The 17,745-nt window shown below is 61.4% G+C and carries 17 protein-coding genes; 5 read left to right on the top strand and 12 right to left on the bottom strand.

Annotation, left to right across the window (positions count from 1 at the left end):
* The first annotated feature begins 1 nt into the window (after nucleotide 1).
* Together BCL93_RS11090 and BCL93_RS11085 are read left to right on the top strand one after the other, a co-directional pair.
* A complete protein-coding gene (locus BCL93_RS11090; protein ID WP_112055339.1) occupies nucleotides 2-841 on the top strand; it encodes an ABC transporter permease in 840 nt (279 codons plus the stop codon).
* Nucleotides 842-1,007: 166 nt separating this feature from the next.
* Nucleotides 1,008-1,886 carry a glycine betaine ABC transporter substrate-binding protein gene (locus tag BCL93_RS11085; RefSeq protein WP_112055338.1) on the top strand — a complete coding sequence of 293 codons (879 nt, stop codon included), beginning with the start codon at nucleotides 1,008-1,010 and terminating at the stop codon, nucleotides 1,884-1,886.
* Nucleotides 1,887-2,005: 119 nt separating this feature from the next.
* Here BCL93_RS11085 and pdxH read toward each other — a convergent pair whose 3' ends face one another.
* The 7 genes from pdxH to BCL93_RS11050 form a co-directional block, all read right to left on the bottom strand.
* Nucleotides 2,006-2,647, bottom strand: coding sequence for a pyridoxamine 5'-phosphate oxidase (gene pdxH, locus BCL93_RS11080; RefSeq protein ID WP_112055337.1), 642 nt, complete (start codon nucleotides 2,645-2,647; stop codon nucleotides 2,006-2,008).
* A 91-nt stretch (nucleotides 2,648-2,738) separates the two neighbouring features.
* A complete protein-coding gene (locus tag BCL93_RS11075) occupies nucleotides 2,739-3,086 on the bottom strand; it encodes a branched-chain amino acid transporter permease (RefSeq protein WP_258396390.1) in 348 nt (115 codons plus the stop codon).
* A complete protein-coding gene (locus tag BCL93_RS11070; RefSeq protein ID WP_112055335.1) occupies nucleotides 3,083-3,847 on the bottom strand; it encodes an AzlC family ABC transporter permease in 765 nt (254 codons plus the stop codon). Before BCL93_RS11070 ends, BCL93_RS11075 begins: the two co-directional genes overlap by 4 nt.
* Complete coding sequence (locus BCL93_RS11065; RefSeq protein ID WP_309251228.1) at nucleotides 3,844-4,245, bottom strand: DUF2069 domain-containing protein; 402 nt, start codon at nucleotides 4,243-4,245, stop codon at nucleotides 3,844-3,846. The genes BCL93_RS11070 and BCL93_RS11065 overlap by 4 nt, the downstream gene beginning before the upstream one ends.
* Before the next feature lie 11 nt (nucleotides 4,246-4,256).
* Nucleotides 4,257-4,877 carry an NAD(P)H:quinone oxidoreductase gene (gene wrbA, locus BCL93_RS11060; protein ID WP_112055333.1) on the bottom strand — a complete coding sequence of 207 codons (621 nt, stop codon included), beginning with the start codon at nucleotides 4,875-4,877 and terminating at the stop codon, nucleotides 4,257-4,259.
* Between the two features lie 34 nt (nucleotides 4,878-4,911).
* A complete protein-coding gene (arsC, locus tag BCL93_RS11055; RefSeq protein WP_112055332.1) occupies nucleotides 4,912-5,259 on the bottom strand; it encodes an arsenate reductase (glutaredoxin) in 348 nt (115 codons plus the stop codon).
* 163 nt (nucleotides 5,260-5,422) lie between these two features.
* Complete coding sequence (locus tag BCL93_RS11050) at nucleotides 5,423-5,794, bottom strand: gamma-glutamylcyclotransferase family protein (RefSeq protein ID WP_258396389.1); 372 nt, start codon at nucleotides 5,792-5,794, stop codon at nucleotides 5,423-5,425.
* A gap of 155 nt (nucleotides 5,795-5,949) precedes the next feature.
* On the opposite strand from BCL93_RS11050, the gene smrA reads away from it, so the two are divergent.
* Nucleotides 5,950-6,534: a DNA endonuclease SmrA gene (smrA, locus tag BCL93_RS11045; RefSeq protein ID WP_112055330.1), complete on the top strand. Its 585-nt coding sequence runs from the start codon at nucleotides 5,950-5,952 to the stop codon at nucleotides 6,532-6,534.
* Nucleotides 6,535-6,629: 95 nt separating this feature from the next.
* Here the strand turns inward: smrA and BCL93_RS11040 are convergent, their stop codons facing one another.
* From BCL93_RS11040 to metH, 4 genes are all read right to left on the bottom strand, one after another.
* Nucleotides 6,630-7,148, bottom strand: coding sequence for a DUF934 domain-containing protein (locus tag BCL93_RS11040; RefSeq protein ID WP_112055329.1), 519 nt, complete (start codon nucleotides 7,146-7,148; stop codon nucleotides 6,630-6,632).
* Complete coding sequence (locus BCL93_RS11035; RefSeq protein ID WP_112055328.1) at nucleotides 7,141-8,793, bottom strand: nitrite/sulfite reductase; 1,653 nt, start codon at nucleotides 8,791-8,793, stop codon at nucleotides 7,141-7,143. Before BCL93_RS11035 ends, BCL93_RS11040 begins: the two co-directional genes overlap by 8 nt.
* A gap of 170 nt (nucleotides 8,794-8,963) precedes the next feature.
* Entirely contained in the window at nucleotides 8,964-10,283 is a 1,320-nt protein-coding gene (locus tag BCL93_RS11030; RefSeq protein WP_112055327.1) for an MATE family efflux transporter, read from the bottom strand.
* 129 nt (nucleotides 10,284-10,412) lie between these two features.
* Nucleotides 10,413-14,132 (bottom strand): methionine synthase, encoded by a 3,720-nt coding sequence (gene metH, locus BCL93_RS11025; RefSeq protein WP_112055326.1) that lies wholly within the window; start codon nucleotides 14,130-14,132, stop codon nucleotides 10,413-10,415.
* Between the two features lie 225 nt (nucleotides 14,133-14,357).
* Between metH and nfuA the strand changes: the two genes are divergently transcribed.
* Nucleotides 14,358-14,948 carry a Fe-S biogenesis protein NfuA gene (nfuA, locus tag BCL93_RS11020; protein WP_112055325.1) on the top strand — a complete coding sequence of 197 codons (591 nt, stop codon included), beginning with the start codon at nucleotides 14,358-14,360 and terminating at the stop codon, nucleotides 14,946-14,948.
* A 202-nt stretch (nucleotides 14,949-15,150) separates the two neighbouring features.
* Here the strand turns inward: nfuA and BCL93_RS11015 are convergent, their stop codons facing one another.
* Nucleotides 15,151-16,116 carry a DNA-binding protein gene (locus BCL93_RS11015; protein ID WP_112055324.1) on the bottom strand — a complete coding sequence of 322 codons (966 nt, stop codon included), beginning with the start codon at nucleotides 16,114-16,116 and terminating at the stop codon, nucleotides 15,151-15,153.
* Between the two features lie 407 nt (nucleotides 16,117-16,523).
* On the opposite strand from BCL93_RS11015, the gene BCL93_RS11010 reads away from it, so the two are divergent.
* On the top strand, nucleotides 16,524-17,669 hold the full coding sequence (locus BCL93_RS11010; RefSeq protein ID WP_258396426.1) for a tyrosine-type recombinase/integrase: 1,146 nt from the start codon (nucleotides 16,524-16,526) through the stop codon (nucleotides 17,667-17,669).
* Nucleotides 17,670-17,745 lie beyond the last annotated feature (76 nt).

Here is a 17,745-nt window from a genome sequence, read left to right as displayed (position 1 = left end):
GATGGCGATTGAGATTCCCCGTATCGAACTGGGTGACTGGATCGAATCCGGTCTGAATTATCTGACAAGTAACTATTCCGGCATTACCCGCGGCATCTCCGCGGTGACGCAGAGCGGTATCAACGGTCTCAACGACCTGTTGATGTGGATACCCGAGTGGGGCCTGATGGGCATGATTGCGCTGCTTTGCTGGCGCATGGCGGGCATCCGTCTAGGCATTGGCGCTGTCTTGGGCCTTGCCCTGATCTGGAACCTGGATCTGTGGGATCCGATGATCGAGTCGCTGACCCTGGTGGTCATTGCCACTCTGGTGGCAGTAGTGATCGCGCTACCCGTCGGTATTGCTGCCGCTCTTTCTGAGCGTCTCTACCGCGTGATCATGCCGGTGCTTGATTTCATGCAGACCATGCCGGCCTTCGTGTATCTGATTCCAGCGATTCCGTTCTTCGGCATCGGTTCTGTGTCGGCGATCTTTGCCACGGTGATTTTCTCCATGCCGCCGGCGATCCGCTTCACCACCTTGGGTATCCGTCAGGTTCCCAAGGATCTGATCGAAGCGGCTGACGCCTTCGGCTCCACGCCGTCGCAGAAGCTCTTCAAGGTTCAGCTGCCGCTGTCCCTGCCGACTGTGATGGCCGGCATCAACCAGACCATCATGCTGGCGCTGTCGATGGTTGTGATCGCGGCAATGATCGGTGCCGATGGTTTGGGTAACGAGGTATGGCGTGCCATCCAGCGCTTGCGTCCGGGCGATGGCTTTGAAGCTGGTATTGCGGTCGTGATCCTGGCCATGCTGCTGGATCGTCTGACCCAGTCTTTCCGTAAGACACGCAAGTCCTGACGTATTGCGTGACCCATCACACCTGTCGGTATCGAGGTGTGATGGGCTGCATGATGTGAAGCATATGCATCATGCGGACGTTCAGGCGCAGCTCAGGTCTTTCTTGACTGTCGGGTTGTGATCCTGGGGTCCTGCTCAACACCAATAAGCAATAGAGAGGTGAAGGATGTTCGATATCAAGACTCTGTCACGCGGTGTGCGCCTTGGCGCCATGATGATGGCGGCTGGCACGGCCGTCGCAGCTGGTCAGGTGCAGGCCCAAGAGAAGGGTACCGTAACCCTCGCCTACGTCGAGTGGGCTTCTGAAGTCGCTTCCACCAACGTGGTGCGTGCCGTGTTGGAAGACCAGGGCTATGACGTTGAAATGTCATCGCTCTCAGCGGCTGCCATGTGGCAGGCCCTGTCCTATGGTGACGCGGATGCGATCGTTGCGGCTTGGCTGCCCACGACCCACGCAGACTATTTCGATCGCGTCAAAGACAGCGTCGAAGATCTGGGTACCAACCTGGATGGCACCAAGCTTGGCCTAGTGGTACCGGCCTATAGCGACATGGATACGATCACTGACATCGATAAAAACTCTGACGCCATTGATGGCCAGATTATCGGTATCGATCCGGGTGCCGGCCTGATGAGCCTGACCGAAGACGTGATTGACGAGTATGATCTCGATGCCGATCTGCGCAGCGGTAGTGGTGCGACCATGACGGCAGCGCTGGCTAGCGCCATCCAGAACAAGGAAGAGATCGTCGTCACCAGCTGGACGCCGCATTGGATGTTCGCTCGCTGGGACCTCAAGTATCTCGAGGATCCGAAGGACGTCTACGGCGGTGCCGAGCAGATTCACACCATTGCTCGTAACGGCCTGAAAGAAGATATGCCGGGTGCCTATGCCATTCTCGATAACTTCGAGTGGACACCGGAGCAGATGGGTGAAGTCATGCTCATGAACCAAGAAGAAGACAGCGATCCCTACGAGAGTGCCAAGAAGTGGGTCGCCGACAACCAAGACGTGGTTCAGCAGTGGCTGCCGGACGCCGAGTAATCTTGGCGAGTTAGCAGCACTGAAAGCACAGCGCCCGGCCAATTTGGCCGGGCGCTGTCATTTCTGGTCGATGTTTACTCTGCGGGTGCTAAGCCGGAAGGAAATCTGCGCCGAAGGTGTCAGGGGGCCAGGCGCACCTTGAACCATTCTCCTTCGCGCGCCTGGTAGCGGATGCGGTCATGCAGCCGGCTGGGCTGGCCCTGCCAGAACTCGATCATCTCCGGCACAAGGCGGTAACCGCCCCAGTGCGCGGGACGGTGGATATCCTGGCCGTTATAAGCCTGTTCGAAGCGCGCCTGGCGCTCCTCGATCCACTGGCGATCGGGGATTTCCACGCTTTGAGTGGCCACCCAAGCGCCGAGCTGGCTCTCACGCGGCCGGCTGGAGAAGTACTGATCCGATTCAGACTCTGAGACCTGTTCTACCCGGCCTTCGATACGGATCTGCCGGCTGAGCGACGGCCACCAAAAAACCAGCGCCGCATGGGGAACGGTGGCAAGTTCACTGCCTTTGTGGCTCTGGTAATTGGTATAGAAGACCATGCCACGCTCGTCATAGCCCTTGAGCAGCACGATGCGCGCATGGGGGCGTCCCAGGCTATCGACAGTGGCAAGCGACATGGCGTTGCCGTCGTCTCCCTCGCTATCGAGTGCCAGGGTCAGCCACTCATCGAAGAGTGACTCGGGTGTTTCAGGCGTATTCTCTTCATTGAGACTGCCGCCTTCGTAGTCGCGCCGGATATCGGCAATGTTCCTTGTCATGGCAATCTTTCCCTCTGCATTTTCTTTATCTTCGCCGTTGCGAGGCGAAGGCTCAACCGTTGTTTGTGCACGCCTCGCCAACGCATGACCGTCAGCCGATCCACTGAACCAGGCCCATGTAGGTGCCGGTGCCGGTAAGAATCGATAGCAGGGCATTTCGACGCCAAAGCTGGATGCCAGCCACGATCAGCCCGGCCAGTATCATCGGCCAGCCATTGGCGGAGAGGTTGGCGGCTCCCTCGGACAGGGGGCGCCAGTCACGCATCGCGTAGATAACCAGAATCAACATGACCGCTGGCGGCAGGTAACGGCCCAGATGGATGACCAGTGGATGTTCTGCCTGGCGAGAGAAGGCGATGAAGGGCAGGACCCGGGTCAAGAATGTCGCCAGGGCACATACAGCGATGAAACCGAGCAATGGCAAAGGATCCAGATTCACGATGCCTCCCGCTGCTGTTGTTCTGCAATGCGTTGTTTTGCACGGTGTCGTTTTGCCGAGTCGAGCCGGTACTGGATTAACAGGATAAGGCTGGCCGCGCCGATGGCTCCCAGCAGCATATGGCGCTCAGGCAGCAATGCCAGGGCGCCCAGGGCCGTACAGATGGCGACGATGAAAGGTAGCCACTGGCGCAGTCGTCGCGCTTGTTCGATGGTCAGTACGATGAATAAGGCGGTCAGTACGAACTCGATTCCTGTGGTATTGAAGGCAAGCTGGCTGCCAATCAAAACCCCAGCGAGGCTGCCCAGCACCCACCATAGCTGATTCAGCGCGCTGAGCCTGAAGGCCTGGGCGTGATCCTGCCCGGCATGGCCTTCATGCGAGGTCAGCAGCGAATAGGTTTCGTCGGTGAGCGAGAAAATCAGGTAGGGTTTGCGCCATCCTGCGCCGGCGAAGGCGCGCAACAGCGACAGGCCATAGAAGAGATGGCGAGAGTTGAGCATTAGGGTGGCGACCGCCACTTCCATCAGGCCAGCCTGATTGGCGAGCAGCGCCACGGCGAGAAATTGGCCGGCGCCGGCATAGATCAGGATCGACATGGCGATCGCTGCCCACCAGGGTATGCCGACATCGACTGCCAGGATGCCGAAGGCCGCCCCAAGCGGGAGATAGCCGAACATGACCGGCAGCGTTGTTACTGCTGCCGAGCGCCAGTTAGCGAGGTGGCCAGTGGTGGTGCCGGCCTGGGGTAATGGGGTCATTTCTGGTGGCTAGATGACTGATGGCGCAGTTGGCGGCTACGAAAGCGTGCATAGCCCAGGCTACCGACGAAAAGTGCCAGCGATGCCACCGCGACCAGCAGGCCAAACAGCGTCTGGCCGGGCAGGGTGGCGAACATCACGCCCTGCATGAAGTAAAGAAGGCTGACGAAGCACAGCCAGGCATGGCCGCGGGCTCGCTTGACCAGGATCGACGGCAGGAACAGCAGCAACGGTACCACCCTCACCAGCCAGGGTCCCCAGCCATCGGTTTGCACGTCATGCATGACCAGGCCGCCATAGCTGAGCAGAACTAGCAGGGCCAGATAGCTGGTGATCACCAGTCGACGGCTCTTGTCGACCATTGTGTCGAGTCCTTGCTGATCTTCCATCCGTTCCATCTGCTGTCTCATCAAGTGCTCTCACGCATGGGGGCAAGTGCCAGGGCCAGGCGGGCGAGACGCTTCCCCTGTGCCATGCAAAGGCTTCGCTCCTGCTCATCGAGAGAGCGATTGCTGCGCTGCCCGGCCAGATGGCTGGCCCCGTAGGGGGTGCCGCCAGTGGTGGTGGTGAAGAGCTCGGTCTCGCTGTAGGGCAAGCCCGAGAGCACCATGCCGTGATGCAGCAGCGGGACCAGCATGGTCATGAGCGTGGTTTCCTGGCCACCGTGCAGGCTGGCGGTGGAGGTAAAAGCGCTGGCTGGCTTGTCAATCAGGGCGCCATTCATCCATAGCTCGCTGCTGCCATCCAGGAAGTACTTGAGCGGAGCCGCCATGTTGCCGAAGCGGGTCGGGCTACCGATGGCCAGGCCTGTGCAGTGTCTGAGGTCATCGAGGCTGGCATAGACGGCGCCTTCGGCAGGAATGTCCGGGTCCACCGCCTCGCAGGTCGCAGAAACCGGCGGCACAGTGCGCAGCCTAGCGGCGATGCCGGACTCGGACTCGACGCCGGCGGCCATGGCCTCTGCCATGGCTCGGGTTGCGCCTTGGCGGGAATAGAACAGAATCAGCACATAAGGCGTGGTGGTGCTCATCAAGGCTCCAGGGATCAATAATTGAGAGGGCGGATCAGGCGGCGTCGATCAGGGACAGTACCGCTTCCGGCGGCCGCCCGATGATGGCGTGATCGCCGCGGTCGGCAATCGGGCGCTGCATCAGCCTCGGGGTGGCCACGATGGCGGCAATGACGGCATGACGGTCATTGATATCGATATCCTGAGCCTTCCACTCGGCTTCGTTGGTCCTCACCAGGTCCTTCAGGCTACCCTCGAGGCGATCGAGCAGCGCATTGAGCTGTTCGGCATCCAGCGGCTCCTGCAGGTAGCGATGCACGCTCAGGTCGATACCAGCTTCTTCGAGCAGAGCCAGCGCCTGACGTGATTTGGAGCAGCGCGGATTATGGTAGAGGGTGATCACGTCGCGAGGGTCCTTATGCGGTGGTACTCAAGTAATGGCAGATATTGTAGGCGGCCCCCAAGGCCCCCACAACCATGCAGCTGGCGTCAAATTCCACTCTTAAAATTATACCGTTATCTTTCTTGTTTAAACGCATCAGTAGCGACGGGGCATGGCGAACACGTTAGAGACGTCGATACACCCATGCCTGGGCGCCATTATCGAGTTGAACGCGAACTCGCTCATAGCGATGGCCCAGGCGTTCATAGCGGTCCAGGTCTGCCAACTCCTCAGCATCTACGCGGAGCACCATGCCATCGACACGCTGATTTCGGTCCTCGACCAGATCCAGCTCTCGCTTGCGAAATCCCGGCAGACTGGCCGCTTCGGGGCTGCCGGTGCGTCCATAGACCAGCCAACGAACGGGTGCGTGGGTCAAGGTGCCATAGACGAACACCTGATATTCGCCGCTCGGTATCGGGGGCAGCTCAGCGGGGCGATCATAGCCGAAGGGGCTCAGCAGCACCCACCACAGGTAGCCGGCGGCGATCAACATGGTACCGATCGTGGAACCGAGAGCGTATCTCAGGACGCGCATAAAAGTGGCCTTGATCGTTGATTTTAAGGTCATCAGGTCTTCGCGCGCTCATCCTGGCATGGCATGCTTCTTGAACGCTAGTCAGAACATCGCCGCGTCGGGAGGCTATCACCATGAATATGATGGATCGCGAATTTCGCCGTCAGATGGGAGATGTGCTCCCTCTTGCCAAGGGCAAGGACCGGGCCGATGTCAGTCAGAGGCCCAAGGGGCCCAACGAGGCACAACAAGCGCGACGCCTAGCGGCACAGCAGGCAGGTGACGAGGGCAACTTCCTGTCGGATGATTTTGTCGAGGTAGTCGGCTCTCACGATCCCCTCGAGTATCGGCGTGACGGCATCCAGCTGGGTGTGGTCGAGCGCCTGCGTCATGGCGGCTATCCGCCGGAGGCCCATCTGCACCTGCAACGCCGGCCGCTAGCCGAGTGTCGACGAGAGCTGTTCGGCTTTATTCGCGAGGCCCATGCCCAGGGGCTGCGCTCGCTGATGGTGGTGCATGGGCGAGGGCGGGAGGACGACAGTCCCGCCAATGTGCTGCGCTCTTATCTGGCCAAGTGGTTGGCTCAGTTTGAGGAGGTCCAGGCCTATGCCTCCGCCCCGGCTTCGCAGGGTGGGCTAGGCGCAACCCTGATCATGCTGAAAAAGTCTGAACGCGCGCGGGCCAACAATCGCGAGCGTCAGCAAAAGCGTCGCGGCTGAGGATGACTCAGCCACATGACATCATGTCCCTGAAACGCCAAGGGCCCGGCGATAGCCGGGCCCTTGATGATGCAAGTCGTCGGTGATGGCGTGGCTCAGGAGTGATTGCCTTCCCGCAGGCGACGCTCGAAAAGCGCCTCGTGGGTATCGACGCCAGGCTGGTAGCTGACGCTGAAGGCGCCCAGTGCCCGCTGTGCATCCTCAAGAAGCTGGTCATCGCGCAGCGCCAGGGCATCGAAGCCACAACGGCTCATGTAATAGAGCTGGTCGACCAGTATATCGCCAATGGCACGAATCTCACCCTGATAGCCGAAGCGTTCGCGCAGCATCCGAGCGAGGGTGTACCCGCGCCCGTCGGTAAACGCTGGGAAATCGATGGCAATTCGCGGCGCGGACGCAAGCTTCTCGGCGAGTTCGCCATCGAGCGCCGTGTCGCTGGGAAGCCAGGGCGCCAGGGCGCTGTCTGCTTCGGCCTCGAGCCACAGCGCCAATGGCACGATGGCCGGCCGTGCCTCGGGCAGCGCTTCGGTGTCCCGGGAAAGCGCCCAGGTGTCGGTTTCCGGTTGGCCCTTTTTGAGTAGCGTACGGGCCACTGTCGGCTGTTGATCAGGCATAGACCCGCTCCTTGAAAGGTTTGATCCCGATGCGGCGGTAGGTATCGAGGAAGCGCTCGTCGTCGTGGCGCGACTCGACGTAGACCTTGAGCACCTTGTCGATCACATCAGGGACATCCTCGCGGTAGAACGACGGACCGAGGATCTTGCCAAGGGAGGCGTCGTCGGTCGAGTTGCCACCCAGCGAGATCTGATAGTACTCCTCGCCTTTCTTGTCGACGCCCAGAATGCCGATGTGGCCCACATGGTGGTGGCCGCAGGCGTTCATGCACCCGGAGATGTTGAGATCCAGCGGCCCCAGGTCATAGAGGAAGTCCAGGTCCTCGAAACGCTCCTGAAGGGCCTGAGCGATGGGGATCGACACGGCATTGGCCAGCCCGCAGAAGTCGCCGCCCGGGCAGCAGATGATATCGTTGAGGGTGCCCACGGTAGGGTTAGCCATGCCCAGCTCGTCGAGGGCTTGCCAGAGGGCTTCCAACTGATCCACGGGGACGTCGGATAGCACCAGGTTCTGCTCGTGGGTCACGCGAACCTCGCCGAAGCTGAAACGCTCCGCGAGGTCGGCCACGGCCTCCATCTGGTCCGAGGTGACATCGCCCGGGGCCAGCTCGCGACGCTTGAGCGACAGGGTGACGGCCTTGTAGCCGGCCACCTTGTGATCAGTCACGTTATTGGTCACGAAGCGGGCAAGGGCACGGTCTTCCTGACGTTTTTGCTCGTAGGCGGCGATGGCATCTTCGCTGACCGGACGGCGCTCGGGTTCCGGGAAGTGGGTTTTGGCGGCTTCCACGGCAGCAGGCGTCAAAGTCTGGGCGCCATCCTTGAGATGCTCCCACTCGGCGTCGACGCGACGACGGAATTCCTCGATGCCCAGGGCCTTGACCAGAATCTTGATGCGGGCCTTGAACTTGTTGTCACGGCGGCCGAACTGGTTGTACACGCGCACGCAGGCTTCGAGATACGTCAGCAGGTGCTTCCAGGGCAGGTCGTCACGAACCACATCGCCGATCATCGGCGTACGGCCCAAGCCGCCACCGGCCAGCACCCGAACGCGCACTTCGCCCTCGGCATCGCGCCACAGGCGCAGGCCGATGTCGTGGACCTGAATGGCGGCGCGGTCGGCGCTGGCCCCGGTGACCGCGATCTTGAATTTACGCGGCAGGAAGGCGAATTCAGGATGCAGCGTCGACCACTGGCGAATCAGCTCGCACCAGGGACGCGGATCCTCTACTTCATCGGCGGCGATGCCGGCGAACTGATCGCTAGTGGTGTTGCGAATGCAGTTGCCGCTGGTCTGGATGGCATGCATCTGTACCTCGGCCAACTCGCCGAGAATGTCCGGTACCGTCTCGATGGCCGGCCAGTTGAGCTGCAGGTTCTGACGGGTACTGAAGTGACCGTATCCCCGGTCGTAACGCCGGGCAATCGAGGCCAGGCGACGCAGCTGATCGCTCGACAGCATGCCGTAGGGGATCGCAATACGCAGCATCGGCGCGTATTTCTGGATATAGAGACCGTTCTGCAGGCGCAGCGGGCGGAATTCTTCTTCGCCCAGGCGGCCATCAAGGTAGCGGTTCATCTGGTCACGGAACTGGGTGACCCGCTCATCGACGAGGGTCTGGTCGTAGTTGTCGTACCGATACATTCAGTCGTGTCCTGCTGGTCAGGGCGTGATGAAGGAGTGATGCCGTTTATGGGCGACGATACTCCTAACCTTATATTCTATGAAAGAATAAATGTTCATAAATTTTAATTAAAGAGTTATTAGAGCCGATCCATCTCGACGTCAGACGGTCGAGTGTGATCGGACTGACGCTAGATGGCCAGCCGTTGCCAGTGGCCTCGCTGCCAAATGACGGCAAAGCCCAGCGAATTCAAGCAACGATAGCCGAGCTGAACCCACCAGATGCCCAGCAGGCCATGCCCCAGCGCTACACCGACCCACCAGGCCAGAGGCAGGAAAATCAGCCATTGGGTTGCAAGCGTCATCGTCATCACGGTGCGATTGGCGCCCGCACCGAGCAGGGCCTGGCCCAGTACCAGCGCGCACACATCCAGTACCATCATCAGCGCGGTCAGCTGAAGAGGCAGGTGCCCGAGGGCCACCAGGGCTGGGTCATGCAGGAAGATGCCGAGCACTACATCGGGGAATATCAGCATCGGCAGGGCGAGCAGGGCCAGGCAAATCCAGGCGATGCGTACCACGTCCCAGCCCCAGCGGTGGGCGTCCTGGTTCGATTGCTGCCCCATCGCTTGTCCCACCAGGCTCATCGCCGCCACCCCTAGGCCGACACCTGGCAGGATCAGCAGCAATGACAGATTCACCAGTACATGACCCACCGCGACGCTTGCGGTGTTCAACTGGCCAAGGATCCAGAACAGCACGGCGTACCCGCCGGCGAACCATAGCTGCTGAAAAGAGTGCGGTGCGGCCAGTTTCAGGGTAGTCAGCAGGGTAGTGATATTGAACCTGCCACCGATGGGGCCAGCGTGTCGAGAGGTATATACGGCCCACAGGATCAACCCGAGCAGCAAGGACAGGCTGGTCCCCGCACCGGCGCCGGCGGCACCTAGTGTTGGCAGGCCCGCATAGCCAAAAATGAGCCCGATGCTCGTCAGCACATTCACGACATGCATGATCAGGATGATGCGCAGATAGATGCCGGTCTGCTGAACGCCATTCCAGTAGCCTCTGAAACAGAAGATCATCGCGACCGGTACCAGTGAGACCACGCGCCAGCGGAAGTACTCGACGGCCTGGGCATGAACCCCGGTGTCCGGGTTGATCAAGCCAATCAACGCCGGTGCCTGCCACAGACAAAGCACCGTTAACGGCAGGGCCAGCGTCAGGGCAATGGCCAGGCCGGCATGCAGGGCATCGGTGCGTTTATGCCAGTCCTGCTCACCGTGGCGCCTAGCGGTCTGTGCCTGGACCCCAGAGGACAACCCGAACACCAGGGCGGTGATCATGAACATCGCATAGCCACCGATGCCGACACCTGCCAGCGCCGTTTCCCCCAGCGAACCAACCAGAGCGGCATCGATCAGGTTGAGCAGGCTTTGCGACAGCATGCCGGCAATGATCGGCAGCGCAAGCTTGAGGATGGTATTTCGTCGTGAGGATTCGGGCAGCATGCCGCCTTCCAGTCAAGTGATGGAGCCCACCCTGAGGGCGGGCTCCGACGTGCAGCGCAGAGGTGTCGATAGCGGCTGAATCGTAGCTAACGAAGTGCCCTGCGGTTCAGGGCAGCTTGAATGCCGATGTCAGCTCGGGTCGTAGGAGAGCACCGGTGACAGCCAGCGCTCCATCTCGCCAAGCGGCATGTCCTTGCGGCTGGCCAGCGATTCGACCTGGTCGCGGGTGATCTTGCCGGTGGAGAAATACTTCGACTGCGGATGGGCGAAGTACCAGCCGGAGACCGCTGCCGCCGGCCACATGGCAAAGTTCTCGGTTAGCGCCAGGCCGCTGTTTTTCTCGGCGTCGAGCAACCGGAACAGGGTGGCCTTCTCGGTGTGATCGGGGCAGGCCGGATAGCCTGGGGCTGGGCGAATGCCCTGATACTTCTCGGCAATCAGCGACTCGTTATCGAGCGCTTCCTCGGGCACATAGCCCCAGAACTCCTTGCGGACCCGCTCGTGCATGCGCTCGGCGAAGGCCTCGGCGAGACGGTCGGTAAGGGCCTGGACCATGATGGCGTTGTAGTCGTCGCCGGCCGCCTCATAGCGCTTGCTCAGCTCGTCAACGCCATGACCGGTGGTGACTGCGAAACCGCCGATCCAGTCGGGTATGCCGCTTTCCTCACCCTTGGTGTCATAGCGAGGTGCGATGAAGTCAGCAAGGCTGTAGCAGATGCCATCGCGATTCTTGGTGGTCTGCTGGCGGATGTGGTGCAGGCGTTCGATGACCTCGCTTCGCGACTCGTCGGCGTAGACCTCGATCACGTCATCCTCGACGCTGTTGGCCGGCCAGATGCCGATCACGCCGCGGGCGGTGATGTGGCCCTCGTCGAGCAGCTTGGCAAGCATCTCCTGGGCATCCTTGAAGAGGCTGCGGGCGGCCTCGCCGACCACCTTGTCATCGAGGATCTTCGGGTACTTGCCGGCCAGCTGCCAGCTCATGAAGAAGGGTGTCCAGTCGATGCGCTCGACCAGCTCTTCGAGGTCGTAGTCGTCGAAGACCTTGAGCCCGGTGAAGCTCGGCGCCGCCGGCGGGTGGGCGGCCCAGTCGGTCTTGAAGCGGCGCTTGCGGGCCTGGGCATAGTCGAGGTCGGCGGCCTTGGGGCGGCGCTTGGCGTTGCGCTCTCGCACGGTCTCGTACTCGGCACGTAAATCGGCGGTGTAGGCCGGCTTGAGTTCCGGCGAGAGCAGCCGTGAGGCCACGCCGACGGCTCGCGAGGCATCGGTGACGTAGACCACCGGATGCTCGTACTGGGGTTCGATCTTGACCGCGGTGTGGGCCTTGGACGTGGTAGCGCCGCCGATCAGCAGCGGGATGTCGAAGTTCTGGCGCTGCATTTCCTTGGCCACGTGAACCATTTCGTCAAGCGAAGGCGTGATCAGGCCTGACAGGCCAATGATGTCGGCGTTTACCTCGCGGGCGGTCTGCAGGATCTTCTCGGCCGGCACCATCACGCCCAGATCGATGACCTCGTAGTTGTTGCACTGCAGGACCACGCCGACGATGTTCTTGCCGATGTCGTGGACGTCACCCTTGACCGTGGCCATGACGATCTTGCCCTTGGCCTGGGTCTCGCCGCTCTTCTCGGCCTCGATGTAGGGAATCAGGTAGGCCACTGCCTGCTTCATCACCCGCGCCGACTTGACCACCTGGGGCAGGAACATCTTACCGGCGCCGAACAGGTCGCCGACCACGTTCATGCCGTCCATCAATGGGCCTTCGATGACCTCGATGGGCCGGGTCGCGCGCTGGCGTGCCAGCTCGGTGTCATCCTCGATGTAGGCGGTAATGCCCTTGACCAGCGCGTGCTCGATGCGCTTCTCGACTTCCCAGGAGCGCCACTCGAGGTCTTCCTTCTTGGCGGCACCGCTGCCGTCACCCTTGAACTTGTCGGCGATATCGAGAAGACGCTCGGTGGAATCGTCACGCCGGTTGTTGACCACGTCCTCGACCGCTTCGCGCAGCTCTTCCGGCAGGTCATCGTAGACTGCCAGCTGTCCGGCGTTGACGATGCCCATGCTCAGGCCGGCGCGAATGGCGTGGTAGAGGAACACCGAGTGGATGGCTTCGCGCACCGGGTTATTGCCGCGAAACGAGAAGGAGACGTTAGACACGCCGCCTGAGACCAGCGCATGGGGCAGGTGCTCGCGGATCCACTGGGTGGCCTGGATGAAGTCCACGCCGTAGTTGTTGTGCTCTTCGATCCCGGTGGCGATGGCGAAGATGTTGGGGTCGAAGATGATATCTTCCGGCGGGAAGCCGATCTCATCGACCAGCAGGCGATAGGCGCGTTCGCAGATCTCGGTCTTGCGGGCGAAGGTGTCGGCCTGGCCCTGCTCGTCGAAGGCCATGACCACCACGGCGGCGCCGTAGCGCATGCACCTGGTCGCCTGTTCGCGGAAGGCATCCTCGCCTTCCTTCATGGAGATGGAGTTGACCACCGCCTTGCCCTGCACGCACTTCAGGCCGGCCTCGATGATCTCCCATTTCGATGAGTCGATCATGATCGGTACGCGCGAGATGTCGGGTTCGCCAGCGATCAGGTTGAGGAAGCGCACCATGGCTTCCTCAGACTCGAGCATGCCCTCGTCCATGTTGATGTCGATGATCTGGGCGCCGTTGTCGACCTGCTCCAGCGCGACCTCAAGAGCGGTGGTGTAGTCCTCTTCCTTGATCAGACGCTTGAAGCGCGCCGAGCCGGTGACGTTGGTCCGCTCGCCGACGTTCACGAACAGCGAGTCGGCGCTGATGTTGAAGGGCTCGAGGCCAGATAGCCGGCAGGCGATCGGCCGTTCCGGCACCTGGCGGGGCGCCATGCCTTGAACGGCCTCGGCGATGGCCTTGATGTGCTCGGGGGTGCTGCCGCAGCAGCCGCCAATGACGTTGACCAAACCGCTGCTCGCGAACTCGGCGACGATGGCCGCCATCTCCTCGGGGGTCTGGTCGTACTCGCCGAATTCATTGGGCAGGCCGGCGTTGGGGTGCGCCGAGACGAAGGTGTCGGCCTTGTTCGAGAGCTCTTCCAGATAAGGGCGCAGCTCCTCGGCCCCCAGCGCACAGTTGAGGCCCACGGAGAAGGGGTTGGCATGACGCACCGAGTTCCAGAAGGCTTCGGTGGTCTGGCCGGACAGGGTACGGCCTGAGGCATCGGTAATAGTGCCGGAAATCATCACCGGCAGGCGTTTGCCCAGCGCGTCGAACAGCTCCTCTAGGGCATAGATCGCCGCCTTGGCATTCAGGGTGTCAAAGATGGTCTCGATCAGAATCAGATCAGCGCCGCCCTCGATCAGCGACTCGGCGGACTCATAGTAGTTGTCGCGCAGCTCATCGAAGGTGACATTGCGCTTGGCCGGGTCGTTGACGTCCGGTGACAGCGAGGCGGTGCGGGAGGTCGGACCGAGTACACCGGCCACATAGCGCGGAATGCCGGTCTCGGCGCCTACCGCATCACAGACCTCGCGGGCGAGGCGTGCCGACTCGCGGTTGAGCTCGGGGACCAGCTCTTCCATGCCGTAGTCGGCCTGAGAAAGGCGAGTGCTGTTAAAAGTGTTGGACTCGATGATCTCGGCGCCCGCTTCCAGGTAGTCGCGGTGAATGCGCGTCACCAGATCCGGGCAGGTCAGCGCCAGCAGGTCGTTGTTGCCTTTCAGATCCGACGGCCAGTCGGCGAACCGCTCGCCGCGAAAGTCGGCTTCATCCAGTCCGGCATTCTGCAGCATGGTGCCCATGCCGCCATCGAGGATCAGAATGCGGGAGGCCAGGCGTTCGGCGAGGGTGGCAGTGACGGGGGTCGGGGTAGCGGCCATGATTCGGGGCGGTCTCCAGCGTGAGTCGCGTCTTCTACTGTGTCGAGCGGATCTAGTGTCGGGGCTCGGTTTTGCGCGATAGCTTATCAGAAAGGGGGTGGCGACGGGCAGCGCCAAGCGGGGTGGGCATTATAAGCCTGAGTATTTCACTCGGGATTGTTTCGCCGCGCACTTTTGCTTAACATGATAAGCAAATTCGACCTCTCGAATCAGGACCATCTCCCCATGAGCCAGAGCATCCAGATTACCGACAGTGCCCAAGACTATCTCGCCGAGCTGCTCGAGAAGCAGAATGTCGAAGGCATCGCAGTGCGTATCTTTATCACCCAGCCGGGTACGCCCTACGCTGAGACGTGCCTGGCCTACTGCCGTCCGGGCGAGGAAGAGCCTACAGACGAGAAGCTCGCTCTCGATAAGATTACCGTCTTCCTGGACAAGAATAGCCTGCCGTTCCTCGACGAGGCGGTAGTCGATTTCAATGCCGACCGGATGGGCGGTCAGTTGACCATCAAGGCGCCCAACGCCAAGATGCCCAAGGTCAACGCCGACAGCCCCCTCGAGGATCGCGTCAACTACGTGCTCTACAGCGAGATCAATCCGGGGCTTGCCGCCCACGGCGGTGAAATCAAGCTGATGCAGATGACCGAGGACAGCGTGGCCGTGCTGGCCTTCGGCGGCGGCTGTCAGGGCTGCTCGGCCGTGGACCTGACGCTCAAAGATGGCGTCGAGAAAACGCTGCTTGAGCGCATCCCGGAGCTTGCCGGTATCCGCGATATCACCGACCACACTGATACCAGCCAGGCCTACTATCGCTGATCGGCTAAAGCGGATGGCAAGGCGTTGCTTGAACGCCGCTGAGTGAGGGCTGTTGAGTTAACGACATTACTTCTTCAGTCCCAGTACAAGACGGGCGCCCCAGGGCGTCCGTCTTGCGTTAGGGTTTTCCCTATCTACCCACCTACCGATCTACCTGTCTAGCTACCCACCTGCCTATCTCGTGCGACTTACCGTTAACGCCTCAGTAGACGAACGGCGGCAGAGGCGTATTGGCCAAGCGCGCTTCGGTTTCCAGCAAGCGCTTCTTTAGCGCTGTGATTTCCGCATCTTTTTCTTCCAGGCGATGCTCGAGACGCTCCTGTTGCCGCTTTCTGTCTCGGTCCTGTTCCTTGCGCTGCTCAAGCTGCCAGTGCGCCTCGCGATGCTGCTGTTGAGACTCGGCTACCTGTGTGCGCTGCTCCTGCAGCTGCTTGTCGAGATTTTCATTGCGTGACTCCAGCTGCGCCTGGCGAACGCCATGCTGCTTGTCGGCGGCATGGCGTTCCTGGCGAGCGTCGTCCAGCAGGCTCATCAGTCGCGCTTCGGCGGCTTCGTTGCGCTGTTCTTCCTGATGCAGGCGGGCCTGATGTTCGGCGTCGCGTGCCGTCAACTCTTCATGGTGCTGAGCGGCCAGCGCTTCATTGCGCTCCTGGAGTCGTGTGAGCTCCTTTTCGAGTTGCTGAACCCGCTGCAGGGCTTTCGCTTCACGCTCGGAAAGGTTGTCGCGTTGGGCCTGGCAGCTCGCCAGGGTGGCGCTCTGCTCCTCAAGCCGTGTCTGGGCGTTGGCCAAGTGATCGGCAACCGCCGACTCCCGCTGGCCGGCATCTTCTGCCCGCCGCTCGCTTTCACGAGCGACTTCCAGGGCATCGGTGGCGCGCTGATCGGCTTCCTGGCGATAGAGCACCAGGCCCTCGCTGGCGGTGTCCTGAGCCTGACGCCACAGCTCTTGGGTCAATGTCTGCAAGGCCTCGGGCAATTCCTGGGCAGGCGGCTGGTCCCGATTCTCTTCACGTTCGATCCGCCACTGACGCAGGTGCTCGCTGATAGTGGTGAAGCTGCCTGTACCCAGCACCTCACGGATTCGCTGCACGCTAGGCGCGTCTCCGCGGCTCAGTAGGGTATGAATCGCCCGCTGCACATCCTCGTACTGCACGCCGCTTCGCGCCATGACGCCTTTCTCCTTCTTAACATCGATTTATCGCCGGGTTGGCCTGACGTCGGGTATCCATTGCTCTGTCAGAGATGGCTGGCCGAGGCCTTTTTTATCTTAGCCATATTATCGGCAATCAGGGGCTGAATAAAGCATATTACGTAAAACACATTACGTAATTTTATTTATCTTTAAAACCATAAATTCATGATTACGCGCCTTATCTTGATTATATGAGCCCGTAACGGCGACAATGGTTACCGAGGCGCCCGAGCCAGGTCTGAAGGGGCTGATACGACGGTATGTTCGTGGAATCTCCGGTTCATCCGGCGACATAACGGGCGTATAGGGACCATCAAAGGGAGCGCTAGGTGACAGAGAGTCGATGGCCGCAGCAGACGGGAGAGGTGGCACAACGGCAGGAGGTGCCGGTTTCTGTGCAGGGCAGGGCGGCGGTGCTCGCCGATGCGACAAGGATCAGCGCCACCAGCGACGTGGAAGCCGTTGCTGCCTGGCTGGAGGAGTACCGGGATAGCGCTCAGACCTTCCGGGCCTATCGCAAGGAGGCCGAGCGCCTGTTGCTATGGTTGGACAGCCAGGGCCTGACGCTTTCGTCGCTTCGCCGGGACGGACTGGACGCCTTCGAAGCTTTCCTCGCCGACCCTCGGCCCGCCGCGCGCTGGATCGGGCCACCCAGGCCACGCCATGCAGAGGACTGGCGGCCCTTTCGGCGCCCGCTCTCGGCGGCGAGTCGACGCCAGAGCCTGGTGATCCTGCAGGGGCTTTACAGCTGGCTGGTGGAAGCGGGGTGGGTGGACCATAACCCCTTTCGCCTGATGCGGGGCAAGCGTCGGCGTCTCGACAATCGGCAAGAGGGCATCGAGCGCTACCTGGAGCGCCCTTTGTGGAATTGGTTATGGGGCTGGCTCAACCAGTCACTGCCCCAGGCAGCGACCCAACGTCAGCGCTTTGAATGGCAGCGCCGGCGGCTGATCTTCGGCTTTGCCTACCTGCTGGCACCTCGCATCAGCGAGTTGGCTGCGGCCCGGATGGGGGATTTTCAGCGGCGGGAAGGGCGTTGGTGGTGGCGAGTGATCGGCAAGGGCAACAAGTTGGCGACGATTCCGGTACCACCGGACATGATGACGATGCTCGGCGACTGGCGTGAGCAGTTGGGCCTGGCCAGACTCCCGGCGCCCGATGACGATTCGCCGGTACTACGCGGGCTGGACGGAAAACGCGGCCTGGGGGATAACCAGCTCTATCGGCTGATCAAGAAGGCGTTCGAGAGCGCGGCATTCGCGCTGGAAGCCGCCGGCGAAAGAAGAGAGGGCGTGGCAGGTCAGAAAGGCGAGGCAGGCGTGGGGAATGACGCCCTGGCCCGCACCTTGCGCGCCGCCACCCCGCACTGGCTTCGCCACACCGCCATCACGCATCAGGCCCAGGGTGGCGTCGAGCTTCGCTACCTGGCCCGCAGTGCCCGTCACTCGCGACTGGACACCACCGCCCGCTACCTGCACGCCGAAGCCGAGGAATGGCAGCAGCAGATGAGTCGCCATGGGCTCGATTGATGTCTGGAATTGGGCACGGGATCAGCGCGACGCAGCGGCTTCATGACGGATGGGGTGGTTCAATAGGAGGTGGCGA

The sequence above is a fragment of the Onishia taeanensis genome, assembly GCF_003268885.1.
Classification (GTDB): domain Bacteria; phylum Pseudomonadota; class Gammaproteobacteria; order Pseudomonadales; family Halomonadaceae; genus Onishia; species Onishia taeanensis_A.
The sequence above is the reverse complement of the archived record's forward strand: the minus strand, read 5'-3'. Positions and strand labels throughout refer to the sequence as shown.

What these genes read in the sequence shown, in the direction of transcription:
- BCL93_RS11090 (WP_112055339.1), top strand. Translation starts at nt 2, where the DNA reads ATGGCGATTGAGATTCCCCGTATCGAACTGGGTGACTGGATCGAATCC.
- BCL93_RS11085 (WP_112055338.1), top strand. Translation starts at nt 1,008, where the DNA reads ATGTTCGATATCAAGACTCTGTCACGCGGTGTGCGCCTTGGCGCCATG.
- pdxH (WP_112055337.1), bottom strand. Translation starts at nt 2,647, where the DNA reads ATGACAAGGAACATTGCCGATATCCGGCGCGACTACGAAGGCGGCAGT.
- BCL93_RS11070 (WP_112055335.1), bottom strand. Translation starts at nt 3,847, where the DNA reads ATGACCCCATTACCCCAGGCCGGCACCACCACTGGCCACCTCGCTAAC.
- BCL93_RS11065 (WP_309251228.1), bottom strand. Translation starts at nt 4,245, where the DNA reads ATGGAACGGATGGAAGATCAGCAAGGACTCGACACAATGGTCGACAAG.
- wrbA (WP_112055333.1), bottom strand. Translation starts at nt 4,877, where the DNA reads ATGAGCACCACCACGCCTTATGTGCTGATTCTGTTCTATTCCCGCCAA.
- BCL93_RS11050 (WP_258396389.1), bottom strand. Translation starts at nt 5,794, where the DNA reads ATGTTGATCGCCGCCGGCTACCTGTGGTGGGTGCTGCTGAGCCCCTTC.
- smrA (WP_112055330.1), top strand. Translation starts at nt 5,950, where the DNA reads ATGAATATGATGGATCGCGAATTTCGCCGTCAGATGGGAGATGTGCTC.
- BCL93_RS11040 (WP_112055329.1), bottom strand. Translation starts at nt 7,148, where the DNA reads ATGCCTGATCAACAGCCGACAGTGGCCCGTACGCTACTCAAAAAGGGC.
- BCL93_RS11035 (WP_112055328.1), bottom strand. Translation starts at nt 8,793, where the DNA reads ATGTATCGGTACGACAACTACGACCAGACCCTCGTCGATGAGCGGGTC.
- BCL93_RS11030 (WP_112055327.1), bottom strand. Translation starts at nt 10,283, where the DNA reads ATGCTGCCCGAATCCTCACGACGAAATACCATCCTCAAGCTTGCGCTG.
- metH (WP_112055326.1), bottom strand. Translation starts at nt 14,132, where the DNA reads ATGGCCGCTACCCCGACCCCCGTCACTGCCACCCTCGCCGAACGCCTG.
- nfuA (WP_112055325.1), top strand. Translation starts at nt 14,358, where the DNA reads ATGAGCCAGAGCATCCAGATTACCGACAGTGCCCAAGACTATCTCGCC.
- BCL93_RS11015 (WP_112055324.1), bottom strand. Translation starts at nt 16,116, where the DNA reads ATGGCGCGAAGCGGCGTGCAGTACGAGGATGTGCAGCGGGCGATTCAT.